This window comes from Leucobacter faecis, assembly GCF_054456695.2.
In genome coordinates this window covers 78,813-101,109 of sequence record NZ_JBTJER020000004.1, presented here as the reverse complement: position 1 = coordinate 101,109, position 22,297 = coordinate 78,813, and the positions used below count along the sequence as shown (strand labels likewise).

The window sequence follows — 22,297 nt, the reverse complement described above, 5'->3', positions numbered from 1 at the left end:
TTCCCATCCCTACGGCGCGACGGCTTGCTGAGCTCGTCGCGTGTGGCCCAGGCCGCTCTGCTCGTGATTCGTGGCATCAAAGGTATGGGTAAGTCGACGCTCGCGCGCCAGTTCGCGGGACAGCGGCGCGATGCCGGTGACATGATCATGACGGTCTCGGGCGTCGACATGACGGCCGAGCGGTGGGGTGACCTCGCTGACTCAGCCCGCGGGCATGCGGCGCAGGGCGTGGCGGTGACCGTTGTAGTAGATGACGCGCACGAAGTCGCGGGGTTCCCGCTGCACGATGCGGTGCTCGAGCTACTCGAATCGATCACGCTTGCACGAGTGATTGTCGTAGGTAGCCAGGTGGCGCAGCTCGACCTGCCAGCGGTCGGGGTGCGGGTGCCCATGCACGTGATCGCAGACGGCGCGCTCGCGTTTACCGCAGACGAGGTGCTACAGCTGGCGCGGGCACGTCTCACAGAGCAGGTCGCCGACATTGCCACGCGGGTGTTTGAATTGACGCGGGGGTGGCCGGCCGCCGTGCACAGACTGCTCGCGCGGGCCAATTTCATGGGGAGCAACGCGGCGCTCGAACAAGAGATGGTGCAGTTCTGTGAAGAGCTACTGTTACCACGCATCGATGAAATTGATGCAGCTACACGCGCGGCGCTCACGTTTGCGTCCGCGCTGCCAGCGCTCAACCCGGGGCAGCTTATGCGCGCGTGCAACAACATGCGCTCGGGCGTCGAGATTTCAGCGGCGCGGGCAGACGAGATTCTCGAAAAACTTTCACACCACCTGCTGCACCAGCGCCACGTGCGCGGCACGAGGCAGTACTACCAGCACCCGTTTATGCGGGGCGTGGTGTGGGCGCACCGCAGAAAGCTGATGACTGCGCGTGAGGTGTCGGTGTGGGCAGACGCGTTTGTGGCCGACGATGCTGAGGTACGCGAGGGGGTGGCGTGGCTGGCGCTGTATGCGGCGTTCGACCTGCACGATTGGAGCACACTCGACTCACTGATGGTGACGATGTTCTCTGAGGACTTCATTGATCCGGCGCCGCTTTTGAGAGCACAGATCAGAGCGATCCCGAGCAGCGCGAAGAAGCGCTACCCGCTACTGCACCTTGCCGCGCTCGTTGAAGAGTTCGCGTTTCCCCGGGGGCGGCGTGAGCGGGTGCTGTTTGAGCTGCGCGGTATTGCAGACAAGTCAGTGAGTACGCAGAGTCACACAGTCGGGCCGATTGGTCTGCTCACTTCGGGTATGCGGCTCGCCGCGGCGAGGCTCACAGGCGATGACGACGTCTACGTGCGCATGCTCGACCAGGTGGCAACGCGGCTCAACGAAATGTCACCCGCCGAAACAGTCGCGCACCGCACGATGATGCTCACGGTGTGTGCGCAGCTGGCCGTGAGCTATTGGTACCGCGAAGAATACGATGAGGCGAAGCGGTGGTGTCGCGAGGGGCTCAACCTGGCCCCCGCCCATCTGACAAGCGGCGAGGTGCACCTGCGGTCGCTCAGTGCGGCGATTGCAGCCTGGCGCGGTGACATGCCGCGCGCGGAGGAGCTCGTGGCGGAGTGCCAGCGCAATGACATTCCTGAGGCGTGGCGAGTGCGCTACGCGGCGGTGCCGTATTGGATCGCGCTCGCGCTCGTGTCGATCGAGGCGGGCGACTGGGAGCAGGCAGAGAGCACGTACGACGCGATCTCGTGGCGACTCGGCACCAACGAGAACTGGCCGTTCATGGTGTGGGTGCGTGCACACATTATTGAGCACCGGGTGGGCGGTGTTGAAGCGCTGTCGTGGGTGCGCGCAGAAATGAAGCTGCACACTCGCGGGTTCGCGCTCGCGACGGGGCCGCTGCGAGCACTCAACGATCTACATGCCAGGCTCGCGTGGAAGTACGGGCGGCCACAGCTCATCACCCCGGCGGCGCAGGCGACGGGTCTCGAGCGGGTGTATGCCGAGTTTGCTGCCGCGAACTTTCAGGCCGCCCGTTCGGCCGCGGCGGGGCTTGCTGAGTCGGCCGCCCGCACGGGCATGTGGCGTATGCGTGCGCGTGCGCTGCTGCTGCAGGTGATTGCCGAGCACGAGCTCGGTGGGGCAGACGAGGCACAGGTGCGCGAGCGTGCCCGGGCGCTGCTCACGCAGTACAAGCTGTCGACGCCGCGGCTTGAGCGGCCAGCGTGGTGGGACACCACGGGCACGGGGGTGCCACACAGAGCGCTTGCTGTGCAGGCCCCCGCCGAAAACGAGCCGCAGCCTGGCACCGCGACGGCCCGCCCCGCGAGCGTGCTCACTCGGGCAGAAATACGTACGCTGCGGGCCGTCGCCCGCCACGGCACAACACCCGCCGCTGCCAAGGCCCTGCACTTGAGTGTGCACACGGTGCGCGACCACGTCAAGGCGATCTATAAAAAGCTCGGTGTGTCGAGCCGCGACGATGCCATACGGGCGGCGGCTGCGGCGGGCCTGCTGGCCGCTGAAACTGCGCACTGACGGGACATATGTGCCGGATCAATGGTGTGAGATGAGGGATAGCGGGTGATAGTGGGGGTGTAAGTAGGGGAAGATTGCGTATTTTCTCAGGTTGTAGACTGGCGGGCCCATAAGCTTGAACCATCGCCACTCTCACACGTGTAGCTGTTCTGGCATTCGCGGGGGAGTGAGCGGTTCGGTTCAACATCCCCCCAAGCGTTGAATCGGCACTGCGGTGGTGCGGCGCTACTCCCCCCTATAAGAGCGCTGCGCCACCGCACATCTCTTTGCCATCGCGTTTGCGTTTGAGCCAGGTGTGGTGCATCACTGCACAAACCCAGCGGATCGCGGGGCGGCGCTGATATTTTGGGGGAGTGACTTCACTTGCCGCAATTTCTGCGCTCCCTGCCCTGCTTGGCATCGACTGGCTTGACCCCGAGACCCTGCTGAAAGCGGGCGGCTGGGCCGCCCTGGTTCTCGCGTGCGCATTCGTGTTTCTCGAAACGGGCGTGCTGGTACTCGCGTTCTTGCCGGGTGACTCGCTGCTGTTCACCGTGGGCCTGTTCACCGCGACCGGGGTGATCGATATTCCCATCTGGATCACCTGTGTGCTGCTGTTCATCTTTGCGTTTGCGGGCGATCAGATGGGGTTCATGATCGGTCGCAAGCTCGGCCCCGCCATCTTTAAGAAGGAGAAGAGCAAGCTCTTTAACCCCGAGAATGTGGCGCGCACGCATGAATTCTTTGAGAAGCACGGCCCTAAGGCGATCATTATCGCGCGCTTCTTGCCCGTGTTTCGCGCGTTCGTGCCGGCCGCGGCGGGCGTGGGCAACATGACCTACCGCCACTTCGTTGCCTACAACGCGATCGGTGCGCTCCTGTGGGGCGTGGGCGTCACCCTGCTGGGCTTCTTCCTGGGGCAGATTCCGTTCGTGCGCGAGTACAGCGAGATCTTCATCATCGTGCTGGTGTTGATTCCCGGGATCCCGATTCTCATCGAGGCCATCAAAGCGTTCAACAACTGGCGCCGCGCACGCCGCGCATAGCGTGGGGCGGCGGCCCCGGAGGCCACGAAGGCTTTCCACTGTCGTAATGACGCAATCATCTAGAGTTGAACTGGAGGTAGGGCATGTCTGATGACGAGTACCAGATCAACGCAAGTCGGTTTATTGAAACATTGATTGAACAGCGGGCGATGCGGCTCAAAGGCGGTCTCTATCACCTGAACCAGATTCAGATGGCCTTCAATAGCAATCGCATTGAAGGTAGCAGGCTCAGCGAAGATCAGACGCGATACATCTACGAAACGCAGACGGTTAGTGGCGAAGCGCTATCTGTCGACGACGTGGTGGAGACGGCGAATCACTTTCGTGCCTTTGACTGGATGCTTGACCACCTCGATGAGCCGCTTGGCCGCGACAAGATCTGTGAGTACCACCGAATCTTGAAGTCAGGCACGAGCGACGCCGCAAAGCCCTGGTTTGTGGTCGGCGGGTGGAAGGCTGTGGCCAACGAAGTCGGGGGCACTGCGACGTCACGCCCGGCAGATGTTGACCGTCACATGAGTGAACTTCTCGAAGCTACACCAGCGCGCATGCTGTTTAATGACATCGCTGATTTTCATCACCAATTTGAGAGCATTCATCCGTTCCAAGACGGCAATGGCCGCGTGGGCCGTCTACTCATGTTTGAGCAGTGCTTACGCAACAACATCATGCCGTTTATTGTTTTGGACGAACAGAAAGAGTTCTACTTCCGGGGGCTCAAAAACTACGGTGAAGAGCCGGGTTTTCTGCGCGAAACGCTGCGCTCGTTTCAAGATAGGTACCACGACAGGTACGCCCCCTTCGTGCCGCCCCAAGCGCACAGCCTCTAGGCGTGTGGGTCGGTAACGTTTCCAGACCCTTCGGCGCCGTCGCCAAATAGTGCGCCGGTAGTCTCGTGCCGCCCGTCTGTCGACTTCCAGCAAGAAGTCGGCCCAGAGAACGGGCAATTAGGCCACTCCTGACCCGCTCTTGGCGGGGCCCTGCCTGTCGGGCTACGCCAGGCCGAGTTCTCTACCCATTGCGCTGTCGACGGCGTGGGCGAGCCCGGTACGTGGCTTTCAGAGGTTGTGGCAGGCTGCGTGGAGCGCCCATTCCGCGGCCTTTTCGCGCCGAGCCAGTCGTCCAGGCTGGCCGGAAGAGATGAACTGCTGTTGTTGATCGCTTTACACACGAGTCGGCACCGAAATGACGAGTCGCCACGATAAAAGCGTACTTATCGTGGCGACTCGTCATTTCGATGCATAGTCGTGGTTGTTCTCGGGTGCGGCTACAGGGCAGAACGCATTACTGACCCAGGCACCTAGTCTGTAGCCCCCACACACCTAGACTGCAGCACCCACTCACACGACGGTCACGAAGCGTGTGAGCGCGTCGACGAGCACGTCGGCGAGGCCGGTCTCATGGCCCATCTCGGCGCGCGCTGCGACCGCGATATCGGGGTGGTCGGTGATGATCCCGTCGGTGCCGCGGCGCAGGTGCGCGCGTATACCCGGCTCCTCGTTCACCGTCCACGTGAAGAACCCGAGCCCCGCGCCTTCCGCCGCCTGCTGCATGCTCTCGGTCGCGGTCCACTCCTCGACGACGATGAAGTCAGCGGGGGTGCTCGGCACGTCGCCGCCCGCAAACGCCATCGTGTACCCGACGGTCAGGTCGGGTCGCAACCGTTTGAGCGCGGCCACACTCGCGCGGTCGAGTGAGTGGTAGATGTTGTTCTCGAGCAGCCCCAGCGTCTCAAGCTCTGCCACGAGCTGCTCGACGTGATCGGGTGTGTCTGCCCCGCCCAGTTTGATCTCGATGAGCAGCGGCATGTCGATCTCGGCCGCGTGCGTCACATAGTCGGCAAAGCTCGGCACCGTATCTGCGTGGCCGAACTGGTCACGCACCTCGATCTGTGTGATCTCGTCGAGGGTCAGGTCTTTCACTGCAGCGTCGATCCCGGCAAGCCTGCCAAGGTGAGCGTCGTGCATCGCGACGAACTCACTGTCTTTCGTTTGCATCACGTCCATCTCGACGAGGTCTGCGCCCACGCGCTTCGCCGCGTCGAGCCCGCCAATCGTGTTTTCGACGCCACCGCCCGAGAATCCCCGGTGCGCGAGCACGAGCGACGAGGGTGCCCCGGCGAGCTGCGTGAGCGGCGCGATGCTCAGGGCGCCGAGCGCCACGGCGAGCACGCCCGCTGAGATGAGCACGGCAGCGCGCGCTCCGGATCCGCGCGAGCCAGCCGCCTCGGGTGCCGCGGCGGCCGCGGCCCGGGTAGAGGCGGGCTCGTCGGCTGCGGCCGGGTGGGGAGCTGTGACTTGGGGTGCACGGGGTGCGGGAGCGCGGGTGGGATCCGGAACGAATGTGACCTGCTCGGGCAGCAGCGCGGGGGCCTCGGCACGGGCAAGCTCGACCCGTGAGATGAGCGCGCCCGCGACCCAGGCGGTCGCAAGCCCCGCAATGACCGCCCCCACGATCTGCGCGATGGCGAGCGAGAACGCCGCAACGACGGGCGAGGCACTGGGCCAGACCGCGTCGGTGATCGCGGTGGGCACGATCGCGGTGATAAACAGCGCGAGACCAGCCACGCCCGCTGCGAGGGTGACGGTGGTGACCGTCAGCACGAGCGCGGCGGGGGAGCGCAGGCCGCGGGTCAGACGCCAGCTCGCGCGTGCGGAGCGGCGCCCCGTCGACAACACGAACGTGGGCACAGTGAGCGCGAGGCGTAGATTGAGCCAGGCGAGAGTGATGAGGAGCAGCGTGAGGGCGACCGTGCTCGACGTGCTCTTGAGCAGCTCGCCCGATATGAACGACGGGATCGCGATGCCCTGCGCGAGGGCCGAGGTGAAGCCGAATCCGCTGAGCGGCAGCAGCAGAAACAGGTACGCGATGAGTGGCAGCGAGCCGGGCCGCATGAGCTGCCGGGCGACGCGGCCGAGCTCAGCGCAGAAGGCGCGAGCGCCGAGCCCGGGCCAGCGCAGCAGCACCACGATCGAGGTGAACTGCAGCGCGATCAGCCAGAACGCGAGCAGCACCACCACGACGAGGAGCAGCAGGGTGATGGGCAGCCCCGTGAGGGAGGGGAGCGCTTCGAGGTCGAGACCGCGCATACCGCCCGCCCGCAGTGCCTGCCGAAACAGCCAGCCGAGGGCCGGCAGTGCGACGAGCGCAATGATCAGCTGCGTCGCGAGCAGCAGCCCGATGAGTCGCCAGCCGGCCGCGCGCAGCATGCGCCAGCCACCGCCCACCAGCAGCCGGTACTCGGCGAAGAGCCCGGGCCGCGAGGTAGCAGTCTCGAGTGTCACGTCGCGCACCGGGGTTAGCGCCGCACCTTGCGGTACGGGTGGGTCTGCACGCGCGCAGCGACCTCGGCGACCAGCTCGTCGCTCGACTTGCCGGCGCGCGCCTTCGCGATGATGCTGCGTGTGACGCGGGCTGCGGCGCGCATGTTCATGGGGCGCCCCTCGATGCCAAATAGCAGCAGCGCCCAGTCGGGCAAGAGCGAAAGAATGCCGTCTTGCACATTGACCGTCGCCCACACCTTGAACGGATTGCCGCGCAGCACCGGGGCGCGCAGGGCGCGACTGATCTCGGCCGCTCCCAGGGTGAGCGCCATCCACGCCTTATTTTCGTCGATGTAGGCGTCGAGCTCGGCGCGCGTGCGAGGCAGCAGCTGCGGGTTCTCGAGGTCGGTGATGCCCACGATGCGGGCCGCCTCGTGCTGCTCTTGTACGAAGCGGTCTTGCTCAGCGACCGAGAGGGTGGGGCCAAACGCGTCGGCGGCGCGCAGCACACCATAGATGACGCAGTTGTGGGTCCAGGCGAGCCACTCTTCGTTGTCGGCCCGCAGCTCTTCGCCCGTGCGAGGGTCGGTCCACACACTCGCCGCGTGCAGCCGCTGCACCGCCGCCCCCGCCGCGTCGGCGTGCGCGCGGTCACCAAACACGGTCGTGTCAATGTAGCGGCCCGTGCGTTCGCTGCGGCCTTCGACGTCGGTCGCGTAGCCGCTCGTGCCCTCGAACACGCGCATCATCATGGGGTTGAGAGACTGCAACAGCACGGCCGCGGCCCCGCCCAGCTTCGAAGACGGATCAGCAAACAGCCGCCAGCTGATGCTGCCGGGGCCGAAATACCCGCCATCTTCGGCGCCCGCTCGGGCCGCGGCGATCGGGCCTTGACCGCCGCTGGTTGTCGAGCCGTGAGCAACCGGGCAGCCGCCCACACCTGCTGCGGCGGGGCCTGATGTGTCGGCGGCGGCAGCGGCGGCTGCGTCGGGAGCGGCGGCTGCGCCGCGGCCGGCTGATGAACCGTGGGTATCGTGCTGAGACATGCTTGCTCCGTTGGTAGCGTGAAAGCGTTGGATCAGGTCCAACAATAGCGTGACGGGTGCTTGTTCGTGCGCGCCAGGGGTGCCAAACTTGCCCCATGAAAACCAAACTGAGTGCTGCGGCCGCGACGCTGCTGGTGGGCCTGGCCCTCGCGGGCTGTGCGGGGCCGAGCACGGCACCCATAGGCGGCGATGTGATCGCGCCCGTGACAGTCGCCGCAAACGACCTGCAGGGCGACACGGTGGATCTCGTGGTGGGGCAGACACTCAACATCGATACCGGGAGCCTCGCCGTCGACAGCTACACCGGTGAGGTCTCAGACGCTTCGGTGGCGACGTTCGAGCCGGGGCGAGTCGACGGCAGCGCAGAGTTTAACCCGGGCGTCACCGCGCTCGTCGCAGGTAAAACGACGGTGACGCTGAGCAATGAGCAGGGCGGCATACAGCCGCTCGAGTTCACGGTTGTCGTGTCGCCGCGCTCGTAACGCTCGCAACGCTCGCGGCGCTCGTCCCCCCAGGCTGTGCCCTGGATCATTCACAGGGACGGGGGCTACTCTGAGAAACTGTGCTGACCGAGCTTGAAACCCTGTCAACGACCGCGCTGTACTCGGCGATGATCGTGTATTCGATCGCGTTTGTGTTTTACGCCGTCGATCTCGCCAACCGCAGCGGTGACGCAGCTGTAGCTGCGGCCGGTGCCACGGCACGCGAGAGCTCGGCTGCCGCGGGCGGTGGCGTCGCCACACTCACGCGAGCAGCGAGCGACGTCGCGGCGAAACCGCGTCGTTCTAAGGCGCTACGCATTGGCTTCTCGCTCACGGTCGTGGGCTTCGCGTTTCACCTTGCCGCGACGATTCTGCGCGGTATCGGAGCCGAACGAGTGCCGTGGGCCAACATGTACGAGTTTGCGCTCACCGCGACCTGCACCATTGTGCTCGTGTTCTTGGTCGTGCAGTTCGTGGTCGACCTACGCTTCTTGGGTGCGCTCGTCACCGGTATGACCGTGCTGTTCTTGGGCATCACCAAGCTCAACTTCTACGTCTCGATCGTGCCGCTGCCGCCGGCGCTCGACTCGTACTGGCTGGTGATTCACATTCTCGTGGCCGTGCTCGCCGTGGGCGTGCTGACGCTGTCGTTCGGTCTATCGGTGCTGCAGCTGATGCAGCACAGGCGCGAAGCGCGCGACGCCGCAGGGGAGCCGACCGGGCTTAAGTTCATGGCTACGATGCCGTCTGCCGTGCGACTCGAAGACCTGTCGTACCGCCTCGCGATCATCGGCTTTGTGTTTTGGACATTCACCCTCATTGCCGGGTCGATCTGGGCCGAGGCCGCGTGGAGCCGCTACTGGGGCTGGGACACGAAGGAAGTATGGACCTTTGTGATTTGGGTGCTCTACGCCGGCTTCATTCACGCGCGCGCGACGCGCGGCTGGCGCGGCACACGCTCGGCGTGGTTGTCGATCATCGCCTACACCGCCGTGATCTTTAACTTCGCGATCGTCAACGTGTTCTTCAAGGGACTGCACGCCTACTCGGGTCTGTAACCCCTGGGACGCGGAATGTTGACGCTACAGCGTAGGCAGCGGGTTGGCCTCGCAGGGCTCGTATCGGTGGGGGCACTCGTCGCATTAATTGTGCTTTGGCCGACGCCGGTGGACCGTTCGTTGCGGGGAGTCATCGCGGTGTTTCTTGATGCGCTGCACCACGCTGGTGTGCCCTCGTCATTTGGGTATGCGCAGCTGGAGTTCACTGCCAACATTGTCATGTTTGTGCCGCTGGGCTTCTTCATGTACCTGCTGATCCCGCAGGGTAAGTCGGTGCTGTGTGCGATGCTCGTGCCGGCACTGTCGTTGACGGCTGAGGCCGCACAGATGTTGTTTCTACCCGCGCGTTACGCCTCGCTGCTCGACGTCGTTGCAAACTCGGCGGGTGGCTGGCTTGGTTTGCTGCTTGCAGCCGCGGTGAGCGCTCTTATTGGCGCTCACCGCGACCGAATTACTGCTGTGGCAGCTCAGCCCCGGCTGCAATCCCCGCAGCATACTCACTAAGAGTGCCGTCTCGGAAGGCGGCTCGCACACCCTCGAGCGCTGCCTGGTCGGGCACCACGATCGACTGCCCGTCGCTCGAGGTTCCCGTGCCGAGGGTGGGACTCGTGAAGAACGTCATGCCGTCTGACTTGAGTTGGCGCATGTCGAATCCCAGGCCTACTGCGGTAGGCAGAGTAAGGCCCTCATCAAGCGTGAGGTAGGGGCTGAGCGCATCAAAGGTGCCCGAAATCTTGCTTGCGTCAGTCAGGGTGTCTTTGCTGAGTAGCTTTTTCATGACGCCCTTGAGGTAAGCCTGCTGATTGCGGGCACGCTGGTAGTCGCCGTCGGCGAAGGCGTAGCGCTCACGTACGAACGACAGCGCGTCCTTGCCGTCGAGGGTGATCTCACCCTGAGCGAAGGTCTGGCCGCCGTGCTTGGCAGTAAACTCTTGTGAATTATTGACCTTCACACCGCCGAGCGCATCGGTGAGGCCCTTGAATGAGTCGAAACTAACAAGCGCGACGTGATCGATGCGGGCACCGACGAAGTTCTCAACGGTGTTGACGGCGAGTGGTACCCCACCGAAGGACACCGCCGCATTAATCTTCGCTTCGCCGTGCCCTTGAATCTCAACCCAGTTGTCACGCATGATCGACATGAACGTGACGTTCTTGCGGTCGGGTGAGATCTGGGCGACCATGATCGTGTCGCTGCGGAAGTTACCGAGATCTTCTACAGAAGCATTGGGATCGTTCGACTCGCGTGAGTCTGAGCCGAGCAGCAAAATGTTGACTGGGGCCTTCTCACCAGGCTCTGGTGCGACAGCCTCGGGCCGCTTCAGTTCGGGAGCTTGCGCAATGCTCACACGCTCGATGCTGTTGAAAGAACTTGAAAGCACGGCGTAGCCGATGCCCGCCGCGATTCCCAGCAGTACGACTAGCGAGCCGAGCACGATCAACGTGTTGCGTAGACCCTTGCGCTTCTTGCGGGGTGCTACAGGTGCAGCTGCCTCAGCCGCGTCGGCCTCGGCGAGGAGCCGATCAAGTGGTGATGGGTTTTCGACCATAGACGTTCTATCTCCCAACGCGACGAAAGGTCGCATGAATCTAGGTGCTGGGGTATCGCGATTGGTAAACGAAGCCCAAATGGGCAGGGTACCTGCCCAAACCTTACGTCTTCCTTGGAGAGTAACCTAAATACAACCGCTTGTTCATGAGGATGTCGCGAGGCCGACGTGTAGGTAGTGAAAGCTTGCTCGTATGAGAAAACGTTTGGTGATGTTTGTCATGCGCGCTGCGACACCGAAACCCTTTCAGAGCCTCGACTGTCGAAGCGCTGTACATGGAGGTTGTGAGTTCTGTGCGTGTGTCTGTCATGCGTAACGTTTGAAAATGGCTGGTATCCTATATTTTGGTAAAATATAGGATGATCAGCGGCTGGCTTGAGTCGCAGTGAGGTAGTCGACTGTAATAATGACTGCATCGGGTCAAGCTTCGTGTCTGGTGTCGGTGATTATTCCCGTCTATAACTGCGAAGACTTCTTGCGGCGGTGTCTCGACTCGGTCTTTGACCAGACAATGCGAGACTTTGAGGTCATTGCTGTCAACGACGGCTCCACCGATCGTAGCCTCGCGATCTTGCGCGAGTACGAGGTACTCCACCCCAACCTGCGCGTACTCGACCAGGCCAACGCTGGCCAAGGAGCGGCGCGCAACCGTGCGATCGATCTTGCCCGCGGCGAGTACATTCTCTTCGTTGACTCAGACGATTTCATCGAACGCGTCACGTTGCAGGTGACGACTGAGCGAGCCGAAGAAGACCAGTCTGACATGGTGCACTTTGACTGGAAGATGATTAACGATGATCCCAGAGAACAGCGCGAGTTCAATTATCATCACGTAGAACCGTTCTGGCATCATCGAGATCTGTTTGGGGCAGACTGCGAGTTGCTGTTTCGCATGCACAGCTATTTCAGTGTGACGAACCTATATCGTCGCAGCTTTTTGGTGCGCCACGCCCTTCGATACGAAGAAGGCTGCATCTATGAGGACAATCCCTTCCTCGCCAGGGTTTTCACTCTCGCAGAACATGTTTCCATGGTGCACTCGCCACTCTACGCGGTTCAAACGAACCCCTTATCTTCGACAAAGCGCGATGTAGACACTGACCGTCACATGCGCGATCATCTTTCTGCAATGCGCAAGAGCTTTGCCTCCTTGGAGCCGCGAAAGCCTGAAACCGCGAATGTCTTGGCGCAGTACCACTTCGAAAAATTCTCGGCGTATTACGCTAGAAGGGTGCCGGTAGGACTGCGCGCTGAGTACGCAAGAGAAACCATGCTGCTGCTCACCTCAGCTGGTCTGCACGCCCCATACCGAGGTCGAAATACCAGCTCATTGCTTCGGGTAGCTTCTCGTCTAGGTGCTCTCTATGCCGATAGCTCCACACGTCTCGAATCACTTCTTAAACTGAAACGTCGTCTCACTCCTCTCGCTAAACGAGCAGTCGCTGGAGCAAAAAAGACTAAACGTCGGCTGCGTCATCCCCTACGGTCCTGGGTGCAACTGGGCATGAACCGGCGACCAGCAGTTCTCGACCCTACGATCATCCTGTTTCTTGGGTTCGATGGACGCTATACGGGCAATTCACGTGCCCTTTTCGAAGAACTGAAAAGCTCAGAAGAAGCGAAGGGGGCCGACCTCCGCTACGTAACGGATGATCTTGCCGTACCCCGGGAACAGCGCATCAAGCCCGATTCTCTTGAACTGATGAAAGTGGCTTCACTAGCAGGCACCGTGATTGCAGAAACGTGGATTCCGGCTTCTCTACCCAAGCACCCTGATTCCACATGGATCCAGTTATGGCATGGTACGCCAATTAAACGCATGCTGTTTGACTCGCACGAGCCCTACATCACGTCGAAGCGCCCGCGACATAAAGTCAATAAGTATCGCGATATTCAACGCTGGGACCGTTTTGTCGTAGATGGAGATGTGGCGGCTGATCGCTTTAGTACAGCTTTTCTACTAAAGCCAGAGCAATTCATCGTTACCGAGTATCCAAGAGTGAAGCGCCTGCGCCAGAGGTTGAATACCACTGGCGAGAGGGAACGCGTTCTTCGAAAACTTGGACTCGAACGCTTCACAGACAAGAAGGTTGCGGTTTATGCTCCGACCTGGCGAGATTACAACTATGGCAAGAGTTGCAATGAGACTGATCTCTCATATTTGATCGATGCCTGCAAACGCTTGAATGTGTTGGGCGCTGATTGGTCGATTCTGTACCATGATCATGATTACATGCCGGTTCAAGTCTTAGATTGGCAAAGTAGAATTTATGATGTGAGCATGGCTGACATTGAAGATTTGATGCTGATCAGTGATTTAATCATCTCAGACTATTCATCTATTCTCTTGGATGCTGCCGAATGCGGGCAAGAAACTTTAGTTGAGAGAGCGGACTCATCAAAGTACGTGACGGCTAGGGGTACATATGGGCCGCTTTGAAGTACATGAGCTCAAGCTAACCTGATAGCAGTGTTGATGATGGAACAAAGTTGCATCTCCAGCTGAAATTCTCGATCTGGCTAAAGGAATCGAAATTTCAACCCCTCACAGTATTTTACTGTATGCACTGGGCTATCCGACAGAGGAAAGACTTCTTTGAAATTAGATTACTCGCCTGAAGACACATTTGAAGTAAAGAATGTCGTGAAGGCTCCGCCAGGATCCCCGCTGGTCTCCTTGATTATTCCAGTTTACAACGCTGCTGAATATCTCTCGCAAACGTTACGGTCTGTGAGTTCACAGACACGATTCAGTGACATGCAAGTGATAATTATCGACGATGGCTCCCAGGATGACTCCTATGAGATCTGTGCAAGATTTGCTGCTGTCCATGAAAATGTTGAGCTGTATAGGCAGGCCAATTCAGGTGCTGCAGTAGCGCGAAACAATGGGCTGGATTTGGCTAAAGGTAAATATATCGCGTTCTTGGACTCCGACGATCGAATGCCGCCCAACAGCATCGATCGACGGGTCCGCGCAATGCGCCCGTGGACTGACGTCGTCATAGGAAATATGCAGACTTTTCCTGTCGTGACTACCTGGCCATGGAGCAAAGATATTGGTCAGGGGGACCGAACTGTCAACATCGTAGAGGCCCCTCGGCTGTTATCTGGTGCGGGGCCTTGCAATAAACTCTTTAGGGCGGAAATCTTCGCAAACGGTTCAAATAGATTTGCTGTTGGTCGACGGTTTGAGGATGCATTCGCTGTCATACCAATCCTGCTCCAAGCGGACAAAATTTCGCTAATCTCGGAGACGGTATACAACTACCGAAAAAGGATTGACGGCAGTTCACTTATGGACGAACTGTGGACTAATAGCGACAGCTATTTTGATCACCTAGCGCTCGAAGCTCATGTTCTTGAAGCGGCACAGGGCATGAGTCGTTCGCGTCGTAAAGCTGCGCAAATGTTCGCCATTCGATCTATCGCAGGGTTCTTTGCTAGGGCATCTTCGGCTTTAAGCTCAGAAGAACTACTACAGTTCTTCCAGGAAGCGCATCAGATTTACAAACACATGCCGCCTGCACTTGTCTTTGACATTATTTCAAACACTAGACATAGGGTGTTGTTCTTTGCGGTCATGACCAACAACTTTCACCTCTTCAGTGACCCTGAAAACGCTGAGTGGCGTGTTGAAACTATCGGGGGCCGCCTGAGAATCGTGCCCACTTGTGAAGTGCCTCTCGAGTACGCGCCGTTCTTTACCCCTTCAAAGACTCCTGTTTTTTTGGAAGCCAGCTACCTGCATGACGGTAAGATCAGGTTTTCAGGAAGCGTCAGAATCCCAGGTATCGCTGCCACTCCCACGGTTGAATTGAATGCTACTTTCATGGCACAAGGGGAATCGATTTCTAGCGTCCGTCCGGTTTCGATTCGAAAATTTGACCATGACACGGATCAAGCGGTAATCCTTCAATGGACGAGTGACGTAAACCCAGAGTTAGTACAAGATACTGACATCTTAAGTGCGCGGTTTAGCATCTTCGGCGAGCAAATAGTTCTACCTTGTCAGTACACGGCGGGATTGCTCCGCTCAAGCAAGCCTCTACAAGTTGAAAATACGATCTTGCAGGTGTTACCAGCACCAAAATATGGCACAAAAATTCGAAAAGTGTCGGGCTCGGCTGGTGGCGTTGCGCGCGTTAGGTGGAGCCTAGCCAGGGCGAAGGACGACATGCAAGCTGCTAAATCGAGGAAGCCATATTGGAAATGGCGAGTATTACGTCTAGTGATTTCGCCCTTCCTTCGAAAGCCACGGTTTGTATTTGGAGAGCGATCGGACACCGCACAAGATAATGGGTGGATCCTATTTGAGTGGGCGCGTAGAAGCCGGTCTGAGATTGCGCCCCGTTACGTTCTGGATGCTGATTCCATCGCTTGGCAGAATACTCAAGATAAAAAAGGCCTCGTTAAACGCAATTCCCTTCGGCACAAACTGCTCATGATTACCGCGAAGGCTGTGATTTCAAGCCAGGACATAGAAAGCTACCTTCTGCCTGAATCTTGGAAGAAGAGCGTCTATCGTCTTCATTTGTTGCCGAGTTTGAACCAGTATCGGATTTTTTTGCAGCATGGGGTGATCCATAATGGGCTGGGTAAACAAGTGCATCGCCGAGGAACGGGGTACGACATGTTCGTATGTTCTTCAACTCAGGAACTAGAGTATCTCCGCCAGTGGTCGGGATATAAGGACGAATTGAAGCTAACAGGGATGCCGCGCCTCGATGCAATTTTCGAGTCAAGGAGCGGTGAAAAATCGCGCGAGATTCTCTTGCTTCCAACTTGGAGAAGTTATCTTGTTGCCCCATCTTTTGCCTCGGATGTTAATGTCACAACTGATGATTTCACTTCTTCAGACTATGCAACGTTCTATGGTGACTTTCTTCAGAGTGATCGCTTACTCGAGGTTCTTGATCGACACAACCTCACCCTTCGATTTGTTCCCCATTATGAGAGCGCAAAATACTTCGAGGTTCTGACTGCTAGCGACCGGATTACGATTGATGTTGACGGCTCGAGCCATATTCCAGATCTGATTCGCTCAACTCCACTACTGATTACAGACTATTCTTCTGTAGCGTTTGATGCTGCTTTTGCGGGAGCTGCGGTGGTGCTTGCCCATTTTGATCTCGAAGAATTTTATGAAAGACACTATTCTCCTGGATGGTATAATCCGGAACTTGGTGTCGGTGCGCCGGCGAAGACGCTTGAGGGCGTATTAGATCTTATTGATGACTATGCGGCATGTGAATTTCATGTAGATGAAGCGTTGCAAGCTCGCGTTGACTCATTCTTTGCACACCATGACCAAAGCAACCGAGAGCGCACCTTTGAAGAGATTGTTAAGTTAGTATCGCGATCATGAGGTCAAGGGGCATGTAATGTTCTAGCATGCCCCGTGACCGGTTGTTGAAGCGAAATGCGTAGGTAGCAGGGTGGTTTCAGATGCCGGCATCTGTAAGGCGAAACCCGCGATAGCCTGCTTCGAACTCTCCTTCGTCCGGGGACCAACGAGTAAACGGTAGGCCGAGGTATTCGCGCTCTGCATAGATGCTCGAGTAATCGGTAATGAGATTGTCTGCTGCGCCGAAGAGTTCGTATGGGGCAACGTCGAGCGCTCTTAAATCCGCGTTGGTGAACGTGAACACGCCAAAATGACGTAGCGAATCGGCGTCGTGCGGGTGCACCTTAGCCACGAAGGTGTGCCCGCGCTGCTCTACGTCTTGCACCAAAGCCGCTACTCGTGGCCCCCAATAGTCGGTGTCGGTGACTGGTACGCCGCTCACGCGTACTTCGCCGCCCGCACGCACTATGGAACGATACGTCGGCGCCCAAACTGTTAGCTTCAGGGTGGGGTCGAAGCCGAGCTTCTCCAGGATCGAACGGTCTGTCGCCGCGCGCCGCATAACCTCTAAACGCGGCTGATACTCGATGACCGGCGTATCAGGCGGCAGCTGATACTCCCGTAGCTGCTGCTCGACCCACTGCGGCGTGATCGAGGCGAGTACGTTTGTCGGGCCACGAAACGTCGTGTCAGGCTTTGGGCCACTACCGTGCGTCAAATGGGTGTGCGTGCGGCGCTTGCTGAGGTCACGGCCGGGCAGTAGAACATGCGTCGAGAACGTGCTTACGCTGACGCGGTAACTCGATAACAGGGCGCCGTAGGTGAGAGTTCGATACTCGATGTTGGTTGGCGGCGCAGAGTCGAGCCGTCGCGCCGCGCGCGCGACGGCCTCGCTTGATACTGCTGGATCTGGCGAAACGAAGATGATGCGCCCTGTATTTGCATTTTGGCCCTCAACCACAGCCTGCACGGTTGCATTTTCTTCGTCAGCATTCAGAGTCACGATCGCGACGTGCCCTGGCCGCGGCCGGGTAACTGTCAGCGTCAACGTCGTTGAGATCGACTGCAGTTCGCGTACTGCCCGCTTCGTTAGCCGAGTGACTACGTGCCCGCGACGAAGCCTCGACAGAATCGACTCCAGCTGCCGGGACATCTACCTACTTCTTCTTATTCATGCGGGCGACGGCCTGTTTAATGGGGCCGTCGAATACCATCTGGCCGCGTTCGAGCACGATGCCTCTGTCGCACAGTTCTTGCACCTGTGATGCGCTGTGGCTCACGATGAACATGGTTTTACCTGAGGCCTGCAGTTCCTTCATCTTCGCGCTACACTTCGCCCTGAACTCCGCGTCGCCCACTGACAACACCTCGTCGACGAGCAACACATCATGCTCAGCGTGAACCGCGACAGAAAAGCCGAGTCGTGCGTACATGCCCGACGAATAGCGCTTTACCTCGGTGTCGATGAAGTCGCCGATCTCTGAGAACGCGAGAATGTCGTCGAATCGCTCGTCGGTCTCAGCCTTCGTCATGCCTAAGATCGCGGCGTTCAAGTACACGTTCTCGCGCCCGGTGAGATCTGGGTGAAAGCCCGCGCCAACCTCGAGCAGGCCAGCGATGCGGCCCGCGGTGTAAATCTCACCTGATGACGGGCGTAGCACCCCAGACAGCAGTTTGAGCGTGGTTGATTTACCCGAGCCATTGCGCCCCATCACCGCGACGGACTCGCCCGGGTAGACCGCAAAGCTAATCGCCTGCAGTGCCTGAAAGTTGTCCTCTACAGGAGTACGACGTACCTTCGCGAGCACTGTCTGTTTGAGTGAGCGAGCGCTACGCATCTTGAAAGACTTGAACACCCGATCGAAAATGATTACGGGGTCTGGACGTGCCTCAGAGGTCTTGCGCAAAGTTGCCCTCCAGCCTTCTAAATACGACCTGGCCGATGAGCAGCGTCCCTAAAGCGATGCCAACACCGGCCATAGTGTTGGTGAGCATGTAATCGGGCATGCGGGTGTCAGTGACGACTTGGCCCCAGAACGCGTGGTGAAACAGCTCTACGCTTACAGACATGGGATTGACCATGTAGATGTTGTAGAGCCAGGCAGGTATCAGGTCGCGCATCATCTCGTGGGTGTAGAGCACGGGCGACATCCAAATGCTAAACATGAGGGCAACGTCGATGATGTTCTTCGCGTCACGGTAGGCGACGTTGATTGCGCCAAAGAAGAGCCCCAAGCCGAGTGTGAACATCACCACGATCAAAATCGCGACGATAAACGCAAGTAACCCCGTCCAAGCGAAATGCCAGCCCGCGATGAGACACACAACAAAAAGCAGCAGCACCTGCGGCAAGAAGTGAATGAACGCCGAGCCCACCGCGGCAACGGGAAACAGTTCGCGCGGCAGATAAATCTTCTTGACGAGGGCAGCGTTACCCGTAATCGAGTTGGTGGCCGCCTTTGTTGCTTCGGTGAAGAAGTTGAGCAGCACGATGCCAGAGAACAGGTAAAGCGGGTACATGTCGACACCGCGATCTACCTTGAGCACTAAGCCAATCATGACGAAGTACATCAGGAACTGGGCGGCCGGCCGAACGTACGACCACGCCCAGCCGAGCACCGAACCGTAGTAGCGGGTGGTGGTGCCCTTTTTGAGTAGCAGCGACAGCAAATGCCTGTAGTGAAACACGTCAAGCAGCCACCGGCTTGCGCCAGGGGAGACGTATTTTGACGCGAGTGGCGTCGAGACTGTTTGAGACACGTTACTCAACGCTACCTCCTCTGCGCGCGCACCACTGACCTTCTAATGCGTAATAAATGTCTATCGCCTGCCTACTCCGATGTATTGCCAACCCGCGGCGCGCCATTTCGCGCGATCGAGGCAGTTACGACCGTCGAACACGAGGCGGGAAGTTACCAGACTGGTAGCTTCGGTCGGGTCAATGTCTCGATATTGTTGCCACTCGGTCGCAATGAACAGTGCATCGGCCGACATTGCCGCGTCGCGCCAGTTGGCAGCGAACGAAAGCTCAGGGTGCTTGGTGCGAGCAGTATCAAGCGCGGCCGGGTCGGTGACGACTACATGAGCTCCTTTTGCCCGTAGTTCGAGCGCGATCGCGAGCGCGGGTGAATCGCGCACGTCATCTGAGTCGGGCTTAAAGGCGGCCCCGAGCACGGCGATACGTCGCCCCGAGACCGAGCCGCCCAAAGCGGCGCGCAGAGTGGCTGTGGCTTGAGCGATGCGCGAACGGTTGATCGCGTCAACCTCGCGTAAGATCGCCATCTGTGTGTCTTGCCCGAGCTGCTCAGCGCGTGACACGAATGCGTGCAGGTCTTTGGGGAGGCAGCCGCCGCCAAACCCGATCCCCGCGCCAAGGTATCTGTGACCGATGCGGGGGTCGTGCCCGAGAACAGCAGCAAGGTCTGCGACGTCTGCACCAGACGCGTCTGCAAGGTCGGCCATCGCGTTCATAAACGAGACCTTCATGGCAAGAAATGCGTTCGCGGCGCCTTTGGCAAGCTCTGCAGTAGCAAGGTCGGTGATGACGTAGGGGGTGCTAGAACTGCCAGTCGGGTCATAGAACTTCGTGAGCACAGTGGCCGCCTGTTCGCCAGCGTCCCCGGTTTCGACCCCGATCACAATGCGGTCGGGTGCGAGTGTGTCTTGCACAGCTGTGCCCTCGCGCAGAAACTCTGGGTTCCATGCCAGGGTGCCGCCTCGAGCCGAGACGCGAGGTGAGAGGCGAGCGGCAGTACCGACGGGCACAGTCGATTTACCGACCACGATTGCGCCTCGTGAGAGATGGGGGAGGAGCGCGTCGACGGCAGCTTCGACCCAGGTGAGGTCGGCGACGCCGTCGGCGCCCGTGGGGGTGCCCACGCACACAAAATGCATGTCGGCACCAGCCGCATCGGAGACGTCGGAGCTGAATGAGAGTCGACCACTAGCAAGGCCGGCTTGCAGCAGTACTTCGAGTCCCGGCTCAAAGAACGGGGCCACACCACGAGACAATGAATCAATACGTGCGCGGTCTGAATCGATACCAATGACTCGGTGGCCGAGCGAAGCCATCGCGGCGGCGTGCACGGCCCCCAGATAGCCGCAACCAATTACTGATGCATGCACTAGCGGGCTGGCCGCCTTTCTGATTGGTGCGAGGTCGCTCGAAGCGGGGCGCCGGTGTTCAGGAATTGGTGCACTGTCGCGAGAGCCGCCTGTTGCTCTGCCACACGCTGCGGGCGTAACGCGAGAATGCGCTCGACGAGTGACGCGCGACGGTTGAGTAGCTCGCGGGCTGCCGCAGCGATCGACTGTGCATCGGCGGTCGCATACACGGCGCTATCACGATAAAAGTCTCGCAGCTCAGGGAAGTCGGAGGTGATCTGCGGCACGGCCGTGTTAAACGCCTCGTACCCCGCACGCTGCATGGTGTGTGGGCGAGTAGTGAGCGCGACCACACCGGCGCTTTCTGCGAGAGAACGATCAAACTCGTCTGCATCAAGAAACCCGGTGAAGGACACGTTGCTGGGCGCCGCACTGCGAACCGCCGCGGGAGCTGACCCCGTGAGTCGCCACTCGACGTCGGGGGTGAGACGTGCCGCCTTCAAGATCTCTGAGATTGGTTCGTCGTTGGCGTAGCTGACCGGGCACAGGAGGTAATGCTGCGCAGACTGGGGTGCGCGCTCCACAATGAGATCGTGCAATACGACCGCTTCGACGCCCTGCCGACGGCACACCTGAGCCAGATGGTTATTGGTGACGATCGCGATGTCGCCGTGACGGCGAAGGGATGACAGTGACGGCCGCGTAGCCCAAGTCCACTTTGGGTCGAGGAAGAACCCGGTGTGCAGATCAGCGACGAGCGGGGTGTCACGCGCGAGAACGCCGCGAAGCGCCCACAGCGCGGGGGCCGGTGGCAACATGAGCATGACCGAGGACGGGGCTGCTCGTCTGATGGCCTGCCGCGTGGCGCGTGCCTGGTGAACGTAACGCCCCAACAGCCCGAAGCGGCTGCGTCGAAACAGAAACTCGGTCGAAAGCTCGAGCGCACCCGCAAGGTCTTCGGTGCGACCATTCGAGCGAGTCCAGCTGACAAACATACCGCTCACGACAGCACCCGTACCCGTTTACTTGCCGCAGACGTGAGGGTGTCGCGCGACAGATCTTGCACCTGCACGGGAGACCCGATGCCAGCCTCATCGAGTAACCGCCAAATTTGCAACTGGTGGTCGTCGATGTGTTCGCCGCGTTCTTTCAATCGAGGCACCACGACAGGCGAGATACCACTATCGAGCATCTGCAAAATGGTGCCGACGCCCGAGTGCGTGACGACGACGTCGGCCGCTTTGGCCTCTGCGAGGAGTTGGTCAGCTGGCATGAGATCGTGTGAACGGCCCTGTAGGCCCGAGCGCGAGGTCTCACCCAGCTGCCACACGATTTCGTCTTCAGGACCGGTGATGTCAACCAAACGATCGACCACGCTATCGAAGCGGTAGGGCTTGATCGTGCCGAGAGTCACGAGCACCTTCAGTCCAGCTCGTTCACCTGACAGGGGCCGTGGCGTGTCAGCGGCGAAATCGTTCAACACCGATGGGGTGAGCTGCCACTTCGCGCTAGCCCAGGAGGCGTGTTGCGTGTAGAGCTCGGCGAGGCGCAGCTTCTGCACGATGCGGCCGGTGAGCGAGGGCCCGTCGGTACGCGAGACGCTTTCAACGTATACGGCGGGAACATAGTGTCGTCTGGCCCAAGCAAGCCCTGCTACGGCAACAGCCGCGCCGGTCGATAGCACCCCATCAAAGTCTCTGGGATTGAGGTTGGCTGAAATATGGCGGTAAGCCTTGACCGTGCCGCGCAAATCGCGAGGAGCGATGTAATCGACCCAGAGTACGCGTTTGCCGCGCAGCATCGATCGGCTTTGAGGTGAATCAAACGTGACCCAGACTGAATCGTCCGCCGCGTTTTCGCGCTCGGCGAGACGCACCAACTGAGACAGGTGCCCGCCAGTCGAGGCGACCAACAGTAAGCGTTTACGCGGTGCCTC

General features: G+C 59.6%; 17 protein-coding genes. 8 read left to right on the top strand and 9 right to left on the bottom strand.

Features of this window, described 5'->3' with window-relative positions; genetic code table 11:
• Positions 1–24: 24 nt before the first annotated feature.
• From ACXR2W_RS05700 to ACXR2W_RS05690, 3 genes are all read left to right on the top strand, one after another.
• Entirely contained in the window at positions 25–2,487 is a 2,463-nt protein-coding gene (locus tag ACXR2W_RS05700) for a helix-turn-helix transcriptional regulator (protein WP_458813086.1), read from the top strand.
• Between the two features lie 353 nt (positions 2,488–2,840).
• Positions 2,841–3,512, top strand: coding sequence for a VTT domain-containing protein (locus tag ACXR2W_RS05695; protein ID WP_458813084.1), 672 nt, complete (start codon positions 2,841–2,843; stop codon positions 3,510–3,512).
• Positions 3,513–3,595: 83 nt separating this feature from the next.
• Complete coding sequence (locus ACXR2W_RS05690) at positions 3,596–4,342, top strand: Fic family protein (protein ID WP_458813082.1); 747 nt, start codon at positions 3,596–3,598, stop codon at positions 4,340–4,342.
• 510 nt (positions 4,343–4,852) lie between these two features.
• On the opposite strand, the gene ACXR2W_RS05685 is transcribed toward ACXR2W_RS05690, so the two are convergent.
• Positions 4,853–6,796 (bottom strand): glycerophosphoryl diester phosphodiesterase membrane domain-containing protein, encoded by a 1,944-nt coding sequence (locus tag ACXR2W_RS05685; protein WP_458813080.1) that lies wholly within the window; start codon positions 6,794–6,796, stop codon positions 4,853–4,855.
• Between the two features lie 14 nt (positions 6,797–6,810).
• Positions 6,811–7,821, bottom strand: a complete 1,011-nt coding sequence (locus ACXR2W_RS05680; protein ID WP_458813078.1) for an oxygenase MpaB family protein — start codon at positions 7,819–7,821, stop codon at positions 6,811–6,813.
• Positions 7,822–7,916: 95 nt separating this feature from the next.
• On the opposite strand from ACXR2W_RS05680, the gene ACXR2W_RS05675 reads away from it, so the two are divergent.
• From ACXR2W_RS05675 to ACXR2W_RS05665, 3 genes are all read left to right on the top strand, one after another.
• Positions 7,917–8,303, top strand: coding sequence for a hypothetical protein (locus ACXR2W_RS05675; RefSeq protein WP_458813076.1), 387 nt, complete (start codon positions 7,917–7,919; stop codon positions 8,301–8,303).
• Between the two features lie 128 nt (positions 8,304–8,431).
• Positions 8,432–9,361, top strand: a complete 930-nt coding sequence (gene ccsB, locus ACXR2W_RS05670; protein ID WP_458813146.1) for a c-type cytochrome biogenesis protein CcsB — start codon at positions 8,432–8,434, stop codon at positions 9,359–9,361.
• A 15-nt stretch (positions 9,362–9,376) separates the two neighbouring features.
• Complete coding sequence (locus ACXR2W_RS05665; protein WP_458813074.1) at positions 9,377–9,865, top strand: VanZ family protein; 489 nt, start codon at positions 9,377–9,379, stop codon at positions 9,863–9,865.
• On the opposite strand, the gene ACXR2W_RS05660 is transcribed toward ACXR2W_RS05665, so the two are convergent.
• Positions 9,813–10,910 carry an LCP family protein gene (locus tag ACXR2W_RS05660; RefSeq protein ID WP_458813072.1) on the bottom strand — a complete coding sequence of 366 codons (1,098 nt, stop codon included), beginning with the start codon at positions 10,908–10,910 and terminating at the stop codon, positions 9,813–9,815. The two genes, ACXR2W_RS05665 and ACXR2W_RS05660, sit on opposite strands and share 53 nt — an antisense overlap.
• A gap of 406 nt (positions 10,911–11,316) precedes the next feature.
• Here ACXR2W_RS05660 and ACXR2W_RS05655 point away from each other — a divergent pair, with 406 nt between their 5' ends.
• Both ACXR2W_RS05655 and ACXR2W_RS05650 read left to right on the top strand, forming a co-directional pair.
• A complete protein-coding gene (locus ACXR2W_RS05655) occupies positions 11,317–13,350 on the top strand; it encodes a bifunctional glycosyltransferase/CDP-glycerol:glycerophosphate glycerophosphotransferase (protein ID WP_458813070.1) in 2,034 nt (677 codons plus the stop codon).
• 156 nt (positions 13,351–13,506) lie between these two features.
• Entirely contained in the window at positions 13,507–16,278 is a 2,772-nt protein-coding gene (locus ACXR2W_RS05650; RefSeq protein WP_458813068.1) for a bifunctional glycosyltransferase/CDP-glycerol:glycerophosphate glycerophosphotransferase, read from the top strand.
• A gap of 76 nt (positions 16,279–16,354) precedes the next feature.
• Here ACXR2W_RS05650 and ACXR2W_RS05645 read toward each other — a convergent pair whose 3' ends face one another.
• The 6 genes from ACXR2W_RS05645 to ACXR2W_RS05620 are packed head-to-tail and all read right to left on the bottom strand — an operon-like array spanning position 16,355 to position 22,273.
• Entirely contained in the window at positions 16,355–17,410 is a 1,056-nt protein-coding gene (locus ACXR2W_RS05645; RefSeq protein ID WP_458813066.1) for a CDP-glycerol glycerophosphotransferase family protein, read from the bottom strand.
• Between the two features lie 4 nt (positions 17,411–17,414).
• A complete protein-coding gene (locus ACXR2W_RS05640) occupies positions 17,415–18,095 on the bottom strand; it encodes an ABC transporter ATP-binding protein (protein WP_458813064.1) in 681 nt (226 codons plus the stop codon).
• A gap of 52 nt (positions 18,096–18,147) precedes the next feature.
• On the bottom strand, positions 18,148–19,017 hold the full coding sequence (locus tag ACXR2W_RS05635) for an ABC transporter permease (protein WP_458813144.1): 870 nt from the start codon (positions 19,015–19,017) through the stop codon (positions 18,148–18,150).
• A gap of 60 nt (positions 19,018–19,077) precedes the next feature.
• A complete protein-coding gene (locus tag ACXR2W_RS05630) occupies positions 19,078–20,382 on the bottom strand; it encodes a UDP-glucose dehydrogenase family protein (protein WP_458813062.1) in 1,305 nt (434 codons plus the stop codon).
• Positions 20,382–21,356, bottom strand: a complete 975-nt coding sequence (locus ACXR2W_RS05625) for a glycosyltransferase (RefSeq protein WP_458813142.1) — start codon at positions 21,354–21,356, stop codon at positions 20,382–20,384. The genes ACXR2W_RS05630 and ACXR2W_RS05625 overlap by 1 nt, the downstream gene beginning before the upstream one ends.
• A 5-nt stretch (positions 21,357–21,361) precedes the next feature.
• Entirely contained in the window at positions 21,362–22,273 is a 912-nt protein-coding gene (locus ACXR2W_RS05620) for a glycosyltransferase (RefSeq protein WP_458813060.1), read from the bottom strand.
• Positions 22,274–22,297: the final 24 nt, after the last annotated feature.